Below are 17849 nucleotides of genomic sequence, written 5' to 3'. Positions count from 1 at the left end.
CAAACGCCGGACGGGCTGAAAGATCAAGCCCCGGCCGGCACCATCCAGCCCCTCCGGCGTTTGAGGAGCGGGGGTTCGGGGGCAGCGCCCCCGAGGATGGGACGGGTAGGGGCGGCGGGGGCGAGATCAGGACCGTTCATCCACCCCCTCCAGCGGCGGAGCCGTCACACACCCGTGCGTCCGACACTCCGGCACCCGACACCCGACCACCCCCGGCCTCCGCACGGCAACAAACGCCACCCCCGACCCCACAACCAAAACCCCCGCACACACCACCATCGCCCGCCCAAACGCCGCATCGAACGCCACCCCCGACCGATACGCCTCCTCCCCCATCCCCGTCACCAGCGGCAACGCCGCCACAGCCACCAGCCCAGCCGCCCGCGCCGCCGCGTTGTTCACCCCGCTCGCCAGCCCCGCCCGCTCGACGCCCACCGACGCCAGCACGCTCGCCGTGAGCGGCGCGACCAGCGTCACCATGCCCAGCCCGAGCACCAGCACCGCGGGCAGCACATCCGCGACGTACGACGCCCCCTCGCCCACCCGCAGCATCAGCAGCATCCCGGCCCCGCACAGCAGCGGCCCCACCGTCAGCGGCACCCGCGGCCCGATCCGCTCGGCAAGCTCGCCCGAGCGCGCCGACAGCAGCAGCATCAGCGCGGTGGTCGGCAGCAGGGCCGTACCGGCGCCCAGGGCCGAGTAACCGGCCACCACCTGGAGCTGGAGCGCGGAGAGGAAGAAGAAGCCGCCGAAGGCCGCGTACACGCACAGGGTGACCAGGTTGACGGCCGTGAACTGGCGCGAGGCGAAGATGTCCAGCGGCATCATCGCGTCGTCGGCCCGCCGCCGCTCGACGTACACGAAGGCCACGCCCGCCGCGATCCCCGCCACCGCCACCAACGCGACGACCAGGGAACCCGACCTGGCCTCGATCAGCGCGTACGTCACCAGCGCGAGCGCCAGAGCGCCCAGACAGGCGCCGAGGACGTCGAAGCGCCCGTGCCGGGTACGGCCGTCACCGGACTCGGGGACATGCCGTACGGCGATGGGGGCGCACACCAGTGCCAGCGGGACGTTGAGCAGGAACACCCACCGCCACCCGGGCCCATCCACCAGCCAGCCGCCCAGAAACGGCCCGACGGCCGCGCCGATGCCCCCGAAGCCGGACCACAGGCCGACCGCGCGCCCCCGGTCGTCGGGGTGGAAGGAGGCCTGGATGATCGCGAGGGAGCCGGGGGTGAGGAGCGCGCCGCCGATGCCCTGCAGCGCTCGGGCGGCGATGAGGACGCCGACGTTCGGGGCGAGGCCGCACAGCAGCGAGGCGACGGCGAACCACACCACCCCGACCACGAAGACCTTGCGCCGCCCGAACCGGTCGCCGAGCGAACCGCCCAGCAGGATCAGCCCGGCCAGCGTCAGCAGATACGCGTTGATCGTCCACTGGAGGGCGCCCAGATCGGCGTCGAGATCACGGCCGATGCGCGGCAGCGCGACGTTCACGACGGTCGAGTCCAGCAGGGCCATGCTGGAGCCGAGGACGGTGGTGAGCAGGATCCACTTGCCCTGGGGCGTGGCAAGTCGTACGTCGGCCATGCCCCAGGTATACAGCGAGCCCGGCGCCGTAGACAGTGGACGGACGCCGGGCTCGCGGAAAAATCGAACCGACTACTTGATCTTCGTACCGGCCGACCGCAGGTTCTGCGTGGCCTCGACGACACGGGCGGCCATGCTCGCCTCGGCCAGCTTGCCCCACGTACGCGGGTCGTAGGTCGACTTGGAGCCGACCTCGCCGTCGACCTTCAGGACGCCGTCGTAGTTGCGGAACATGTGGTCCGCGACGGGACGCGTGAAGGCGTACTGCGTGTCCGTGTCGAGGTTCATCTTCACGACGCCGTTCTCCAGCGCGGTGGCGATCTCCTCCTCGGAGGAGCCCGAGCCGCCGTGGAAGACGAAGTCGAACGGCTGGGAGCCGGCCGGCTTGCCGTACTTGGCGGCGACGCCCTCGTTCAGCTCCTTGAGGAGGTCGGGGCGCAGCACGACGTTGCCCGGCTTGTACACGCCGTGGACGTTGCCGAAGGAGGCGGCCAGCAGGTAGCGCCCCTTCTCACCGAGCCCGAGCGCCTCGACTGTACGCACCGCGTCGTCGACGGTCGTGTAGAGGGAGTCGTTGATCTCGTGCGAGACCCCGTCCTCCTCGCCACCGGTCGGCGTGATCTCGACCTCGAGAATGATCTTCGCGGCGGCGGCGCGGGCCAGCAGCTCCTGCGCGATGGCGAGGTTGTCGGAGAGGGTCTCGGCCGACCCGTCCCACATGTGGGACTGGAACAGCGGGTTGCGACCGGCCTTGACCCGCTCCTCCGACACCGCGAGCAGCGGACGTACATACCCGTCGAGCTTGTCCTTCGGGCAGTGGTCCGTGTGCAGGGCGACCGTGACCGGGTACTTCTCGGCGACGATGTGCGCGAACTCGGCCAGCGCGACGGAACCGGTGACCATGTCCTTGCTGTACTGACCGCCGAGGAACTCCGCACCACCCGTCGAGATCTGGATGATGCCGTCGCTCTCCGCCTCCGCGAAGCCGCGCAGGGCAGCGTGCAGGGTCTGGGTCGAGGTCACGTTGATGGCCGGGTAGGCGAACTTGCCTGCCTTTGCCCGGTCAAGCATCTCGCTGTAGACCTCAGGGGTTGCGATGGGCATGTGTCCGCTCCTCGTGATGTGCGTGCGGGTTGGCGATCTGAAGAGATCCGGCGTACTGCGCGTACCTACGGCCCTGACCTAGACCTGGCTGCGAGACCTGGGAAGCGACGTCATCGTCGGCCCCATCTTTCCAGACGTTTCGCCCGGTACGCCGCCCGGTACGAAGCCCGGTGTCAGGCCAGGCCCAGGTCGCTCTTCGAGAACGCGAAGAGGTACGGCACCCCGGCACCCTGTTCGATCTTCTCGGCGGCGCCCGTCGCCCGGTCGACGATGGTCGCCACGCCCACCACCTCGGCGCCGGCCTCGCGCACGGCCGCCACGGCGGTGAGGGGCGAGTCGCCGGTCGTGGACGTGTCCTCGACGACCAGCACGCGCCGCCCCTCGATGCTCGGCCCCTCGACACGCTTCTGCATACCGTGCGCCTTGGCCGCCTTGCGCACCACGAACGCGTCGAGCCGCTGCCCGCGCGCCGCGGCGGCGTGCATCATCGCCGTGCCGACCGGGTCGGCCCCCATGGTCAGCCCGCCCACGGCGTCGAACTCCAGCCCGGCCTCGGCCGCCAGGTCGAGCAGCACCTGCCCGACCAGCGGCGCGGCCTGCCCGTCGAGGGTGACGAGGCGGAGGTCGATGTAGTAGTCGGCCTCGATCCCCGACGACAGGGTCACCTTGCCGTGCACGACGGCCTTGTCCTTGATCTGCCGCAGCAGCGCGCCGCGTACGTCTACGTCACTCATGCCCGCCAGCCTAGACGGGGTCCCTGGACGGGGTCCTTACAGGCTTCGCCAGGTCCAGGTCGTGGAGGCTTCCAGGGGCTCGATGGGCGTGACGAGACGCGGCAGGGTGTTGAGCCCGTTGGGCGGCCCGGTCTGCGGCTCCACACACACGGCGGCGTCCTGCTCGTCGTACACGACGACCCATTCCTCCGGACTCGTCACCCGCAACTCCAGCCGCTGCGGCCAGGTGAGGGTGACATCGACCCCGCCGGGCATACCGAAGCAGTCGTCCCAGGGCCCGGGCTTCGGATCGATCCTCTCCCCCGTCGGCAGATGATCGTCGCCGCGCTCCTCCTGCCAGGCGGGCGTGAAGGCGACCTGCACCTCCGCCGGCGCGTCCGCACCACCGAGGTCGCGGTTGAACCAGGGGTGCCAGCCGATCTGCGCCGGGAAGGAATCGCCGTACGTCTCCACGGACATGGTCAGCGTGAAGGCACCCGGCGTCAGCGCGAAGACCTGCGTGACGCGCCCGGGGTAGGGCCACGGCTCCACGAGGTCGTACGTGATCACGGCCTCGTCGGCGGTGACGCGGGCGACGCGCCAGGCACCGTCACGGGCGGTGCCGTGGATGGCGTGCGGCGGGGCGTTGAGGGGGAGTTGACGCACGGTACCCCCATCGAGGAACCGCCCGTCACGGGTCCGCCCGCACCAGGGAACCATCGGAAAACACCCGAACTTCGCCCCCTGCCGCAACAGTTCGACTCCGCCAACCCGCAGCCCACCAACTCGCCCACCGTTCCAGGGCTGCAGGGTCACTTCCGCGTCACCCGCGGTCAGAGTGATGTCATCACTAGTCACAACCCGACCCTACCGGCCAGCCACTTTGAGGCGCCGGTCGGCGCCCTCCAGCCCGTCCGGCGTTTGAGGACGAGCGCGTTCAGCGCGAAGGGGGGGTCTGGGGGCACAGCCCCCAGGAACGGGATGGGACGGGTAGGGGCGGCGGGGGCGAAGAAAACCCCACCCCAACCTCACCGCCGCTTACGCAACACCCGCCCCACCACAATCGCCGACGCCACCACCAACGCCGCAGCCGGCGCAGCCCACCGCAACGTCATATTCGTCACCACCTGCTCCGGCGGCGGCACAGGCGCATACCGCCCCCGAGGCGGCGCGTGATCCACTTCCTCCGCACTACGCCCGATCATCGTCCGCCGAGCATGCGCGGCCTCGGCCGGCGGCTCCTCGGCCCCGACGAACTGCTCAGGCACCCGATCGCCCTCATCGGGTTCATCGAGAACATCAGGCCCGTCAGGGGCATCACCACCAGCTCCCTGAACCTCCCCGGCAACCTCCCCCAACCCCTCCCCGAACCGCCGAAGCAACCGCACCCCCGCCGCCGCAACGGCATCCGCCGGAAGCTCGTTCACCCGCCCGTCGGCCGTGACAGTCCCCCCGAACACCAGCAGGGACCCGCCGACACCCTCGTCCTCAGCGGCCCGCACCCGCAAGGTCAGCGCCAGCTTCACCGCGCCGCCCCCACGAGCCTCGACGGCATCGCCCTCGACGACGTACGCGTACACGTCCTCTCCCGCATCAGCCGCGGGGACGACCCGCAGGGACCCGCGATACGTGATCGTGTGCCCCCCGATACGTACCTTCACCCGCCCGGCGACCCCGGCGGCGGCAGGTTCGGTGCCCGCGTCCTGCTGGAGTCCGGGAACCGCCCGGGCAACGCGCGCGGGGTCGGCGAGCACGTCCCTCAGCCGCTCGACCGGAGCCGGAACGAACACCTCATGGTCCATAAAACGGGAGAGTACCCAGCGTGGCCCGGACCACACCCCCGCATCCGGCGATTCGGCGGGTATTGGAGCCCCCTCAGAACGCCTCAGAACCCCTCAGTACCGCGGATGCACCAGCGTGGAAGCCCGCAACCCACCACCCACAGCCCCAGCCCGGCCACCCCCACCCCCCACCCGCATCCGCTCCGCCATCCGCGCGTCCGCCGCCAGCCCCGCCTGGGTGAGCGTCCGCAGCCTGGGCCCGCCCACCTCGTCCACCCGCAGCCGCGGAGCGGCACCTGCGCCCCCGGCGGCGCAGGCCAGCACGAACCCCCAGTCCTGCGGAGCCCGCGCCGCCCGTGGCGCCGTACGGTCCGGGCCGGCCGCGAAGTCGGCGTCGTCGCCGGTCACCACGTACGGCGCCGTACGCAGCCCGGCGGCACGCACGGTCGTCTCGACGGTCCAGAAGGCGCGCGGCCGGGACGCGACCGGCCCGCCGTGCACGACCAGCCGGCCGCCGTCGGTGAGGACCTGGCGCGCCAGGCCGTAGAACTCCTGCGAGTACAGCTTCGTACTCGCCGTGATGCCGGGGTCAGGCAGGTCGGAGATGACGACGTCGTACGCGGCGCGCGCACCGCGCAGCAGTTGGAAGGCGTCCGCCGTGGTGACGTGGACGCGCGGGTCGTCGAACGCGTGCTCGTTGAGCGCGGCGAGGGCCGGGTCCCGGCGGGCCAGCCGCACCACGCCCGCGTCGAGGTCGACGACGTCCACCCGCCGTACGCCGGGATGGCGCAGCACCTCCCGGGTGGCGAGCCCGTCGCCGCCGCCGAGGACGAGCACGCGCGCGTGGGGGCCGTTCATCGCGGGGTGGACGAGGGCCTCGTGGTAGCGCCGCTCGTCGCGCCCGCCGACCCGCAGCCGGCCGTCGATGAACAGGTTGAGCGGCCGTCCGCCGGTGCCGCCGGTGAGGACGACCTCCTGGACGCCCGTCCGCAGCGCCACCCGTACGTCGTCGCCGTACACCGCGTGCCGGGCGGCGCGTTCGAAGTCGTCGACGAGTACGGCCGCGGCGGCCAGGACCCCGATCACGGTCACGTTGGTCACCACCAGCAGCCAGCGTCCGCGCCGGGTGAGGTCGCGACGGAACAGGCCGAGGACGAGGGCGCCGCCGACCAGGGCGTTGACCGTGCCGGTGAGCAGGGCGCCGGTGAGCTGGCCCAGCCAGGGGAGCAGGAGGAAGGGGAAGGCCAGCCCGCCGACCAGCGCGCCCACGTAGTCGGCGGCGAACAGGTCGGCGACGGCGCCGCCGGCGTCCTGGCGGCGGATGCGCTGGATCAGCTCCATGAGGAGCGGTACCTCGGCGCCGATCAGCAGGCCGATGGCGAGGGAGAAGGTGACGAGGAGGACGCGGGGGCCGTTCGCCCACAGGCCGCCCCAGTCGCCGGTCCACGCGAACACCGCGTACAGGGCCATCGCGCTGCATCCGCCGACCAGGGCGAGCGCCGCCTCGACCGCGCCGAAACCGGCGGCGGCACGGCAGCGCAGGCGCTTCGCGGCGAGCGAGCCGATGCCCATCGCGAACACCATCACGGACAGGACGACGGAGGCCTGGGTGACCGAGTCGCCGATCAGGTAGGAGGCGAGCGCGACCAGCTCCAGCTCGTACACCAGTCCGCAGGCCGCACAGACGAATACCCCGGCGAGAACGAGGAACCGGCCGGTGCCGGGCCGGACGGGCAGCCGCGCGGGGCCGCCCCAGGACGGGGGACTGCCCGGCGGGGCCGGCACGTGCGGTTCGATCACGCTGGGAACGCTACGTCACGCCCCCGGCGCGTTCTGTCACCCACACGTGTGGTCCTTGTTTACGCGGAGGAAGGTGATGTGAAAACTCGCGGTCGCTCAGAGAGCCGCCGCCACCCGCACCCCCACCCGCGTCCTGGTCGCCACCAGCTGCCCGTCCTGGGGGTAGGCGTGCCAGGTCCGCCAGTGCACCTGGCCCTCGTGCCGCTGGGCCAGCATCGCGGTGAACGCGTGCGGGCTGCCGGGGAAGACACCGGCCAGGCCGTGCGGATGGTCGGCGACCAGGGCCAGCAGTTCCTGGGCGCGTCCGGCGAACGACCCCGGCGACAGGACCTCGACTCTCGCCGCGAACTCGTACTCCCAGTCGTCGATCCGTTTGGCCACGCCGAGCGGAAGGGGGGTGCTGGAACCCGGGATGCACGCGACCGTCTCCGAGCAACTGCCCCGTCGCTCCTCGAGCAGCACCTGGTGGGAGGCGCCGAGGAGTCTCAACTGGAGTTTCGCGTCCTCGAGTTCCAGGTCGAGGGTGGCGAGAGCGGGCAGCGGCTCCCGGCCCAGGGCCCAGGCGAGGTCGGCCGCGCGCGTGTCGGTGTAGGCGGTGTTAAGGGTCGTGAGCATGGATCGGCTCCGCTAGCACGCAAAGGGAGTTGTGAATGAGCAAGGTGGACGAACAAGGTGTGGACGAGCGAGGTGTGGACGAGCGAGGTGTGGACGAACAAGGTGTGGTCCGGCGCGCTCCGGTCGGCATGCGTCGGCGTTCGTCGACTTCGTCGGCGTCGGGAGATCGGCCCGGTCAGCCCAGTCAGGAGGGACGTCCGAGGGGCTGTGTTGGTGATTTAGAGGGAATCATGAACGGTGGCGCCGCCACAGCGTTTTTACCCAACTTCGTGCGGTTTCCATCCCTCAGAGGGCTTCACAGCTCAACTGTTCAACCCGGGCGTACGCCCGAGCGTGCGACGGACACCCGCGAGCGGTCGCACGAACGCCCGCCGGGACGACGTGAATTTCATACGTCGTCCCGGCGGGCGCTCCCCCCGTGATCCGGACGCGGTTCCCCCCTGTGGAGCTCAGCTGCCCCGTGTCAGCTGCCTCCGCCGCATCCGCCCCCGCCTCCCCCGCAGGAGGACCCGCCCCCGCAGGACGAGGACCCTCCGCAGGAGGAGGAGCTCGAACCGCACGACGAGCTGCTCCCGGCGTCGCCGGTACTGCTGGAACCGGCCGCTCCCCCGGCCCACCAGCTGTCGTTGTTCCGGTTCCTGCTGTTCCTGTTGTTCCTGTTGTTCCGGTGGTTCCTGCGGTTCCGGTTGCCGGCCCCGCTCCTCAGCGGTGACCTCCGCGCGGCCCGGACCGTCGCGGTCACGACGATGAACATGCCCGCCAGGATGACCAGGACGACCACTGCGATGAATGCTGCGACCATGACGCCACCCTCCTTTCGTTCCCCCGAAGCGACCCCCCGTGGGCGCCTCGCCGTCTTGCGTGACGGGGGGATTCCCGCGCGTCTCATCTGCCAAAGCAGAGTTGAGGAAGTCCAGAGCTTCGGCGCAGGATGACGACCATGACCAGCAGCGAACGCCCCTTCCTCAATCGCCGGCTCGCCGAGTTCGGGACGACGATCTTCGCCGAGATGTCGGCGCTCGCCGTCGCCACCGGCTCGATCAACCTCGGCCAGGGTTTCCCGGACACCGACGGCCCGGAGGAGATCCGCGAGGCGGCCGTACGGGCCCTGCGCGACGGCCGCGGCAACCAGTACCCGCCCGGCCCGGGCGTCCCCGAGCTGCGTACGGCGATCGCGGCACACCAGGAACGCCGGTACGGGCTGTCGTACGACCCCGACCGCGAGGTACTGGTGACGGCGGGCGCCACGGAGGCCATCGCGGCGGCCCTGCTGGCCCTGGTGGAGCCCGGGGACGAGGTCGTCGCCCTCGAGCCCTACTACGACTCCTACGCGGCATGCATCGCGATGGCGGGCGCGGCGCGCGTACCGGTCACACTGCGCCCCCACGAGGGCTCGTTCCGCCTGGACCTGGACGAACTGCGGGCAGCGGTGACGCCTCGCACCCGCCTCCTCCTGATCAACACCCCGCACAACCCGACCGGCACCGTCCTGACCCGCGAGGAACTGACCGCGATCGCCCAGCTCGCCGTGGAACGGGACCTGCTGGTGATCACCGACGAGGTGTACGAGCACCTGGTCTTCGACGACGCCGGACATCTGCCGCTGGCCTCCTTCCCGGGGATGCGCGAACGGACGGTCTCTATCGGGAGCGCCGGGAAGACGTTTTCGTTCACCGGATGGAAAGTGGGCTGGGTCACATCCACGCCGGAACTGGTCACGGCCGTCCGCTCGGCGAAGCAGTTCCTGACGTATGTGGCGTCGGGGCCCTTCCAGTACGCGGTGGCGGAGGCGCTGTCCCTGCCGGACTCGTACTTCGAGGAGTTCCGTGCGGACATGCGGGCCAAGCGGGACCTGCTGTCGGCGGGCCTGAGGGAGGCGGGCTTCGACGTCTTCACCCCGTCGGGCACGTACTTCATCACGACGGACATCCGCCCCCTCGGCGAGACGGACGGCTTCGCCTTCTGCCGCGCACTGCCGGAACGGGCGGGAGTGGTCGCGATCCCGAACGCGGTCTTCTACGACCACCGGGAGCAGGGCGCCCCCTTCGTCCGCTTCGCGTTCTGCAAGCGGACATCGGTACTGGAGGAGTCGGCGGAACGGCTCCGCAAGGCATTCGCGCACTGACCCCGCCCGCTCACCGCCGCCCCACGTTCTGCCGGTTCTTGCCGCATCACCGCCGCCAGCAGGGGATTTCCGCTGCGTCGCGCGTGCGGCGCGGTACACGCACCCCAACCCTACTTTTGGCATGTCCACTCCGGAGCTGACGGAGGGACGGTCAGTCCTAAAACACAGGTAGGGAGTTTCTTCACATGTCTTCCCCCACAATGGTTTCTCAGAGCCGACGCCGCCTCGGGGCCCGCCTCGCCGCAGCGGTCGGCCTCGCCGCGCTCTGCATCACCGCTGCGCCGGCCACGTCGGCCTCGGCCGCCGCCACCGCTTCGGGGATGTGGCTGCAGAACGGCAGGTTCACCGACGCCGTGCTGTGCGCCTCGCCCGACAACAACGGAACCTGGATGATGTCCAAGGAGGCCGCCAAGGGCAACTTCTACTGCCGGTGGAAGCAGTTCGGCATCGACGGGCAGTTCTCGCTGTACAACCTGGGCAAGGACCAGGTGATGGCCTTCCACGGTGGCAACGAGACCCCTGTGGTGATGGAGCCCGAGGGGAGCAGCGGCGGCGGCGCGCACGACGAACTCTGGTCCTGGGGAGGACAGGAGAGCGGGGACGGCTGGGATGCCGCGGCGCTGCAGTCCTACTACGACAGCGGGCAGAACGTCGACGCCAGGAGCCCCTATCTCGACCAGCGCGACAAGCCCCGCACCGACCCGGTCCGCACCCGCGGCTGGCGCCACGGCGACCAGAGGGAACTGACCTGGAAGAAGGTCGCAGCGCTCTGACCTCAACCAGGTCCACGACCGGGACGCGTTCGGCCGCCACACGTCGTCCGGTACGTCGTCCACCAGCAAGGGCGTCCGAACCGCTGCAACCGCCGCGGGCCTGACCGTCCTCCCGGCCGGGCTCCCCTCTCAGGGGTGCCCGGCCGGGGCTCTGCCGCGCTTGGGCTCCCCACCCTCGGCAAGCAGCCCCGATCGCCGCCCTCCGACCGCACCTGCTCGACGCCGCATGGGCCCCACCGGCTCACAGCGTGATCCGGGCGGCACAAGGTCATGGCACCGGTGCGGGTGAGGCGCCCGGTCCGGGTGTTGTCGAATCGGCAGAGGTGTCCGGGTTGTCCCGGTGCCGGCTGCACACGCCACTCTCCGCGGTGACGAGCCGCTGTCGTGCTGCTGCGGCGTGGCGGTTGCCAAGCGCGTCGAAGATCTCCAGGGCCTCTCGCCAGTACGGCGCGGGGTCCTCCTCGCCCGTTGCGTCGACGGCCCGGCCGAGCAGGTCCAGGGCCTGTGCCTCACCCTTGCGGTGGCCGGAGCGGCGGTGCATGACCAGGGCCTGGCGGGCGTAGTCGGCCGCGACGGCGGGTTCGCCGTGTTCAAGGCCGCCCCGGGCCAGGACGGTCAGTGCCTCGCCTTCGACCAGGACGTACTCCGTGCGGCGGGCGATACCCAGCGCTGTCGCCGCCTTTTCGCGGTCCAGGGGACGTCGAGCGGACGCCAGCGCGATCAGGGAGCGCGCCTCCAGATCATGCGCGCCACGCTCACGGGCCAGCTTCAGCGCCTCCCGCCACGCCTCGGAGGCTTCGCCTGGGCGGTCGAGGGCGAGCAGCACACTGCCGAAGGTGAGGCGGGCGGCGGCCCGGAAGTATCCGTCGACGTCCTGGTCGCTGAGGGCGGTGGCGGTCCGTGCCAGTTCCAGGGCTCGGACGAGGTCGCCCGCGTCCCTGTGGGCAGAGGCGGTCAGCCGCAGCACATACGCCTCGCCCCCCAGGTCGCCGCACTCCCTGGCCGTCGTCAGGGCCGCTCGAAGGTGGCGCGTCGCATCCGCCGTGTCGCCGAGCAGGTGCCGGACGCGGCCGAGGTCGGCCAGCCTCCGTATCTGATTGTGCTGGTTGTCCAGGGCCGCCGGAAGGCGCTGTGCCCGAACGAGGCAGTCGAGGGACTCGGACAGGCGGCCCAGGTCACGCAGTACGTGGGCGAGGTTGCCGAGGACGACGGGGTGCCCGTCCGACAGGCCGCCGTGCCGGTCGAGTTCCATGGCCCGCTCCAGGTGCTCCGCGCTGCGCCGCAGCCGGCCGCTGAGCCGGGTGATCATGCTGAGATTGGTATGCGCGATGGCGGCGCCCTCCGGCCACCCGGCGGCCTCGGCGAGGGCGAGCAACTGCTCGAAGTGGGTGGTCGCGATGTCGGCGCGGCCCTGCTGCACCTGCGCGTGGCCGAGAACATGGTGCATGGCGGCCTCGGCGAGAGGCTCCCCGGCGGCGCCGGCAGCGGCCAGAGCGGCCTGGCCGAGGGCCGTCCAGTCCACCGTGTGCTTGCGTATCCAGGCGTAGCCGCGCAGGGCATTGGCGAGCAGCCAGGCCGTGGGACGGCCCTCGGCGGCGGCCTGGTGAACGGCCGCCGCCAGGTTGGGCAGTTCAGCGTCCAGCCAGCGCATCGCCGCCGTGGCGTCGGTGATCTCCGGCAGCTCCGCATCGCTGCGGGCAGCGTTCTCGTCACCGGGCAGGCGCTGTTTCATCCCGGGGTAGAGCAGGAGCGCGCAGCGATCCACGGTGGCCAGCAGCCAGGCGTGGAGGGCGTCGGAGGCAGCTCGGCGGGAGGTACCGGTCTCCTCCAGGCGGAGCCGTTCGGCGGCGTACAGCGCCACGAGGTCGTGGAAGCGGTAGCGCCCGGGCCGGTGCTCGCGGAGCAGGTGGGCGGCGGTGAGCCGCTCCACCAGCCGGGCGGCGTCCTCGATGGTGGTGCCCGTGACGACGGCGGCGGCCTGGAGGCCGGTTTCCGGGCCGGGCAGGAGCGCCAGCAGGCGGAACATCCGCCGGACCGGGGCGTCGAGGGCGTGGTAGGAGAGACTGAAGGCAGTCCGAACGGCGGTGGTCCGGTCGCCGGTGACGGACAGGGCGTTCAACCGGTCGCCCTCGCGTAGTTCGTCGGCCTGGTCGCGCAGGGTACGCCAGGGGGTGTTGTCGACGTTGGCGGCGGAGATCCGCAGGGCCAGCGGAAGGTGGCCGCAGGCGTGGGCCAGGTCCGCCGCGGCCTGCGGGTCCTCGTCGACGCGGCTCTCGCCGACCATACGGCGCAACAGCAGCCGGGATTCCTCGGGCGTGAGCATGTCCACTCCGATACGGCGAGCGCCGTCACGGGCCGCCAGCCCGGCCAGCCGGTCACGGCTGGTGACCAGTACCACGCAGCCGGGCCCGCCGGGCAGCAACGGCCGGACCTGCTCCGGGTCCACGGCGTTGTCCAGCACGACGAGCATCCGCCGTCCGGTGGACAGGGTGCGGTACAGGTCGGCAGCGGCCTCGGGCGTGCCGGGAATCCGCTCCGCTGCCACGCCCAGCGCCAGCAGGAACCGGGCCAGCGCCTCGACCGGACGCACCGGAACCTGCGCCGAGTGACCTCTCAGGTCCACGAACAGCTCGCCGTCCGGGAAGCGGTCGCGCACCCGGTGCGCCCAGTGCACCGCCAGGGCGGTTTTGCCCACACCACCGGTACCGGTGATCGCCGCAAGCACCGTCCCCTGCGGCTGGTGATGGCCGTCCCCCGGCGCCGGGTCGGGAAGCAGGGCGTCCAACTGCCGCAACTGATCGGCCCGGCCGGTGAAGCCCGGCGTCGGCCAGGGAAGCTGCGCCGGGACGGGCCCGTCGGCGGCGTGAGGCGACACCCGCGCGGGTAAGGCGAGTAAGGGGGGCGGCTCCGGGGAGACCTCTCCGCGGAGTACCCGCAGCTGCGCGGCGCACAGTGCCGCAGAGGGCTGAAGACCCAGGTCGGCGTCGAGCCGCCCGCTGATCCGCGTGAAGACGTCGAGCGCCGCCGCCTGCTGGCCGCACGCGGCCAGGGCCAGCATCAGCCGGCCGGCGAGTTCTTCGTGCAGCGGCTCGCGCGTACTGAGCTCACGCAGGTCGGCGACCACGTCCTCCGCGCTGCCGAGCGCGAGCGCCAGGTCCGCCCGGGCCACAGCCGCCACGACCTGACGACAGCCGACCGCAACCGCCGCAGGATGTGCCCGGAGCCGCTCCCCGCCATCGGCCAGCACCGGTCCTCGCCAGCATCGCAGCGCTCGGCCGTACGCCTCCAGCGCGGCGGCGCTGTCCCCCTCGGTCTCGGCGCGCCGGGCCCGGTCGAGCAGCTCGTCGAAGGCCGCCACATCGGATTCCTCGGCCGACAGATCGGCCCGGTACCCGCCTTTGGTCGCCCGCAGGACGCGCCCCGCGTCCGGCCCCGGCCGGCCGGGGTCGATCAGATCACGCAGGTGTCTGACGTAGGTCTGCACCAGTTGGCGACAGGTACGTGGCGGCTGCTCCCCCCACAGCACGTCGACGATCTCGTCGGTACCGACCACCACGCCCGGCTGAATGGCCAGCAGTCCCAGCAGGCTGCGCCGCAGTACCGACGGGAGCTCGACGGGGCTGCCGTCACGGTGCAGCGCCAGAGGGCCGAGGACCGTCACCCGCAGTCCTGCCGTCCGCGGCGAGGATGCCGCGGCTTCGCCGGCCTCCAGCAGCCGGGTGCGCGCGGCACCCGACAGGTCCAGCGCCGCCACCAGTTGCCGGATCGAGTCGGCGTGCGGCCGGCGGACGTGGCCCTGCTCCAGGTAACGCAGGGTCCGGACACTGATCCCCGCCCGCTCGGCCAGCGCCCGCTGACCGAGCCCGGCCGCGAACCGGTACCCGCGCAGCAGTTCCCCCAGCGCGCCGGGCTTCGGAAACCGATTCGTCATTGCCTGCCTTCCCCCCCGTGCCTGCCCCCTGTGCCTGCCCCCGCAGCCGAGCCAGGATAGTGACATGGCCCGATCAAGCAGAGGGGCAGTGGAATCTTGGCGTGGCGAGTGCGAGGCGCGACTCGGAAGACGTACGGTGTGCGGTGCCAAAGAGGCGAATGAGTGCGTGAACACGGCGTGGGCCGGGTCACATCCACGCCCGAACTGGTCACGGCCGTCCGCTCGGCGAAGCAGTTCCTGACGAACGTGGTCTCCGGCCCCTTCCAGTACACGGTGGCGGAGGCACTGACGCTCCCGGACAGCCACTTCGAGGCGTTCCGCGAGGACATGAGAGTTCAAGCGGGATCTCCTGTCAGCGTGGCTCACGGAGGCCGACTTCAAGGTGTTCCACCCCTCGGGCACCTACTTGGTCACCACCGACATCCGCCCCCTCGGCGCTGTGCTGTCCAAAGACGGCGACGGCTTCGCCTTCTGCCGAGCCCTGCCGGAACGCGCCGGCGTGGTCGCCATCCCCGACGCGGTCTCCTACGCCCACCGCGAGGAGGGCGCGCCCTTCGTACGGTTCGCCTTCTGCAAGAAACCCGAAGTCCTTCAGGAAGCCTCGGCACGCCTCCAGCGGTGGTGACACCAAGCTGCGAGACGGTGAGGCTCGATCGATGACCAGCCTCGATGGGCGATAGGCGATTCCGGGCATGCGTGTCTTGAACCCACGACCTCGGTTTGACCACGTCGTGCCATTACCACGGCGAGAATGTCGCACCCGTAGCCAGGCGTTCGGCTCGGAGCGGGGCCGGCCTGGTGGCGGAGCGGGACCGCTTGTGTTCCACCCCGACTGAGATATGCGTGCGCACGCCCTTACTCCGCTCGATCGACTCCAGTCGGGAGACCAGTGCGCTCGATCGCTGGTTGGAGCAGATGAGGAGGAAGCCATCAGCGTCATGCTGGGCGACGGACGAACCAGTTTCATGTCTTCGCCCCCAGACGCACATCACCCGACTCCTCCAGGAGGAGGTCACGCACGGCGTCCGCTCCTCAGCGGGCCACCTGGCCGGTAACCCAAATCATCGCCGGGTTGGAGGCGGCGCAGGCCGAACTCTGCTTCGATCTTGCGGCCTTCGGCCTGGGCTCGTTGGCCGTCACGGTTGATGCGTGGGCGGCGGCCGCCCACGCAGTCGGGGGTGTCGCCGTCGAGGGCGATGCCTTCCGCAAAGCCGGTCGCCTCAAGCGCCAGGGAATGTCCTTTTTAGGGTTGATTGACGCGACCTAATGCCAATTTAGGGGCAATGGGCGGGCACATCATTGCTTTCTGTTTACAATCAAGGCCTAGATACCCCCAAGATCATCTGCGTATGATCATTCTCATTCGCAACGGCATCTGGACCATATTGGCCGACGACCGACCGCCTCGTGGGTTCACAATCAGATTCTCAATCGAGATGCGCCGACCCTCAAAATGTCCCCTTCGCGGCGTGGTGGAGATCGAATACTGGCACGTCGCACGAGAAAGGAGTTGTCGGTTCATATGGCAGGCCGTGATCACCCTCTCTTTCAGATTGAGGATATCGATATTTCACCGCGGTCGGGAGATTCTGTGCTGGTCATCGACTTCGACTCGCCGACCATAAAGGAGCGACTGAGCTCGACGGTCGCGGGCAATGCGGTCGGCTATGCGCTCTCCAGGGTCGACCCGGTCGGAGACGGGATCGGGGCCGGCTATCGAAGCCTCGAAGCGATCGCCCGGGGTTACGCGGATTCCTGGCTCAGGCAGCGGGAGACCGACCGCCTGATCGTGGTGGCGTACTGCAGCGCAGCGGCGCTTGCGTTGCGGTTCGCCGATCTTTTGGCAGATTCTCTGGAGGTCGGCTGCCTGTTGGTCGACCCGACCTGGCCGAGCGGAGAACTTCTTGCAGCTGAGTATTCGGCCATACGGCGCCAATTGGGGGTGCGAGTCCTTGCGGATCCGTGCCCGGAACTGGAGCCGACCGCTCGACTGGAGCAGATGGATACAGTACTTTCCGCCGAGTTGACCGCGCATTTGGTCGACCAGGGACTGGACGACTCGGACGCGAGAAGCCTCGCTGCGGAATTGGCGGGTCGCTATCTGGCCTGGCTGGGATTTCTGCTGGCAACCAGCCAGGCGCTGTCCGGTCCGGCCGAACAGTCGACTCAGGGTGCGCCTGTCATCCCGGCAATGGATTTCCCGGTGGCGGAGTTTACGCCAGCCCAGGATCAATTCTCCGGTGCTGAAGTGATGACAAAAATCTCGTTGCTCTCGGCGGCGCTGCGGGCTTCGGCAGATGCTTAGCAGTGAACTCGAAAATGCGCAGTACAGGCGGCCGGAGGCCATCCGTGGTCGTTGATCTCATCCCGAGCCTCCAGACAGTGGACCCAGACCAGTTCGACAGGCTCGACAGCTCGGGAGGCGCCGTTGCCTGCTATCACCGGACCAGGCAGCGCGAACGGGACGGCCGCTGGAAGGTCCAGTACGTCCGCGCGACCGATGGCGACCGGCTGCTGGCTGTGGTTCCGCTGTACACATTCCGCTCAGCGGCCTGGGCTGATCCTGCCTACGACTCGATGGCGTGGCCGCTTCCAGCGGGCAGCACCGAAACCAACACTCCCGGCTCCTGCCTGCTAGTTGGTGGGAACGCAGATCTCCGCTCGGGCCTGCACGTTGACCGCGCTCTGCAGGACGAGACCGGATTCCGGCCGGTTCTGGCCGCTGCGGCGCATGCCGCCGCGACAGAGGGTCGCGGGCTGATCTTCCCCTATCTGTACGGTGCGGCACGGGACCTCCTCGACCGCGCAACCGGGGGCCGGATCGCCTGGGCACCGTTGGGGCAGGAGGCACAGTTCCCACATGCTCTCGCCGACGACAGCGAGGAGCGCTGCAGTTCGCAGGTCAGGCGAGTACTGCGCCGCGATCGCAACTTGATCGCTGAGCAGCAGGTGGCGACGGCGGTCTGGACCTGGTCAGAGGTCGAGGACGAAGCAGCCGAGGTGATCGCCCAGCACAACATCAGGAAGGGCAAGCCCGACCATCCGGAATTCGTCCGCATGCGATACGCGCAGTGGGACGACTGCCCGTCAGTGGAACTCACCGTCTTCACCGCCCGCGCGGGCGGTGTGGAAGGGGTGACGACCGCTCTGCGGTGGCAGGACCAGCTGGAGGTCTACGAGATCGCGCTGACCGGCGAGGACAGTCCGGAAAGACTCGCTGTCTACGTGAGCCTGCTGTTCCACCAGCCCGCCCGCTTTGGGATGGAACACGGGCTGAGGAACCTGCGCGGCGGACTCGACGCGATGACGCCCAAGGCGATGCGCGGTGCCGTTTTCAAGGAACTTTACGGCGGCGTCCTGAACGCCGCCGCGACCAGGGAAGTCGTAAATGGGCGCTGACTCGGCACAACCGGT

General features: G+C 70.3%; 14 protein-coding genes and 1 pseudogene. 6 read left to right on the top strand and 9 right to left on the bottom strand.

Translation table 11 applies throughout. The features are described 5' to 3' along the window. Window positions 1-126: 126 nt before the first annotated feature. The 8 genes from ABZ855_RS39135 to ABZ855_RS39100 all read right to left on the bottom strand — a co-directional run bounded on the left by ABZ855_RS39135 (window position 127) and on the right by ABZ855_RS39100 (window position 8408). On the bottom strand, window positions 127-1593 hold the full coding sequence (locus ABZ855_RS39135; protein WP_360815564.1) for an MFS transporter: 1467 nt from the start codon (window positions 1591-1593) through the stop codon (window positions 127-129). A 72-nt stretch (window positions 1594-1665) separates the two neighbouring features. Beyond that, complete coding sequence (fbaA, locus tag ABZ855_RS39130; RefSeq protein WP_360815576.1) at window positions 1666-2715, bottom strand: class II fructose-bisphosphate aldolase; 1050 nt, start codon at window positions 2713-2715, stop codon at window positions 1666-1668. Between the two features lie 155 nt (window positions 2716-2870). Further along, on the bottom strand, window positions 2871-3431 hold the full coding sequence (pyrE, locus tag ABZ855_RS39125) for an orotate phosphoribosyltransferase (RefSeq protein ID WP_360815561.1): 561 nt from the start codon (window positions 3429-3431) through the stop codon (window positions 2871-2873). A gap of 36 nt (window positions 3432-3467) precedes the next feature. Next, window positions 3468-4268, bottom strand: a complete 801-nt coding sequence (locus ABZ855_RS39120; protein WP_360815558.1) for an aldose 1-epimerase — start codon at window positions 4266-4268, stop codon at window positions 3468-3470. A gap of 170 nt (window positions 4269-4438) precedes the next feature. Then, window positions 4439-5212, bottom strand: a complete 774-nt coding sequence (locus ABZ855_RS39115; protein WP_360815555.1) for a carbon monoxide dehydrogenase subunit G — start codon at window positions 5210-5212, stop codon at window positions 4439-4441. Between the two features lie 93 nt (window positions 5213-5305). After that, window positions 5306-6991 (bottom strand): polyamine aminopropyltransferase, encoded by a 1686-nt coding sequence (locus ABZ855_RS39110; protein WP_360815552.1) that lies wholly within the window; start codon window positions 6989-6991, stop codon window positions 5306-5308. 96 nt (window positions 6992-7087) lie between these two features. Next, window positions 7088-7606: a DUF2617 family protein gene (locus ABZ855_RS39105; protein ID WP_360815549.1), complete on the bottom strand. Its 519-nt coding sequence runs from the start codon at window positions 7604-7606 to the stop codon at window positions 7088-7090. 463 nt (window positions 7607-8069) lie between these two features. Next, a complete protein-coding gene (locus tag ABZ855_RS39100; protein WP_360815546.1) occupies window positions 8070-8408 on the bottom strand; it encodes a hypothetical protein in 339 nt (112 codons plus the stop codon). A 129-nt stretch (window positions 8409-8537) separates the two neighbouring features. Between ABZ855_RS39100 and ABZ855_RS39095 the strand changes: the two genes are divergently transcribed. Both ABZ855_RS39095 and ABZ855_RS39090 read left to right on the top strand, forming a co-directional pair. Beyond that, complete coding sequence (locus tag ABZ855_RS39095) at window positions 8538-9731, top strand: pyridoxal phosphate-dependent aminotransferase (protein ID WP_360815543.1); 1194 nt, start codon at window positions 8538-8540, stop codon at window positions 9729-9731. A 185-nt stretch (window positions 9732-9916) separates the two neighbouring features. Continuing rightward, window positions 9917-10504 carry a hypothetical protein gene (locus ABZ855_RS39090; protein WP_360815541.1) on the top strand — a complete coding sequence of 196 codons (588 nt, stop codon included), beginning with the start codon at window positions 9917-9919 and terminating at the stop codon, window positions 10502-10504. A gap of 268 nt (window positions 10505-10772) precedes the next feature. Here ABZ855_RS39090 and ABZ855_RS39085 read toward each other — a convergent pair whose 3' ends face one another. After that, window positions 10773-14435 carry a BTAD domain-containing putative transcriptional regulator gene (locus tag ABZ855_RS39085; protein WP_360815538.1) on the bottom strand — a complete coding sequence of 1221 codons (3663 nt, stop codon included), beginning with the start codon at window positions 14433-14435 and terminating at the stop codon, window positions 10773-10775. A 177-nt stretch (window positions 14436-14612) separates the two neighbouring features. On the opposite strand from ABZ855_RS39085, the pseudogene ABZ855_RS39080 reads away from it, so the two are divergent. The 4 genes and pseudogenes from ABZ855_RS39080 to ABZ855_RS39065 all read left to right on the top strand — a co-directional run. After that, window positions 14613-15060 (top strand): annotated as a pseudogene (locus tag ABZ855_RS39080) (aminotransferase class I/II-fold pyridoxal phosphate-dependent enzyme); the annotation flags it as partial. 447 nt (window positions 15061-15507) lie between these two features. Continuing rightward, the gene (locus ABZ855_RS39075; protein ID WP_360815579.1) at window positions 15508-15702 is read left to right on the top strand and encodes a hypothetical protein; all 195 of its coding nucleotides are present in this window, start codon (window positions 15508-15510) and stop codon (window positions 15700-15702) included. A gap of 255 nt (window positions 15703-15957) precedes the next feature. Continuing rightward, on the top strand, window positions 15958-16740 hold the full coding sequence (locus ABZ855_RS39070; protein ID WP_360815535.1) for a hypothetical protein: 783 nt from the start codon (window positions 15958-15960) through the stop codon (window positions 16738-16740). Between the two features lie 44 nt (window positions 16741-16784). Continuing rightward, on the top strand, window positions 16785-17834 hold the full coding sequence (locus ABZ855_RS39065; RefSeq protein WP_360815532.1) for a hypothetical protein: 1050 nt from the start codon (window positions 16785-16787) through the stop codon (window positions 17832-17834). The last annotated feature ends 15 nt before the right edge of the window (window positions 17835-17849 follow it).

Origin of the sequence: Streptomyces sp. NPDC047042, from assembly GCF_040644035.1 — a bacterium.
Classification (GTDB): Bacteria; Actinomycetota; Actinomycetes; order Streptomycetales; family Streptomycetaceae; genus Streptomyces.
This window is presented reverse-complemented; position numbering and strand designations above follow the sequence as displayed.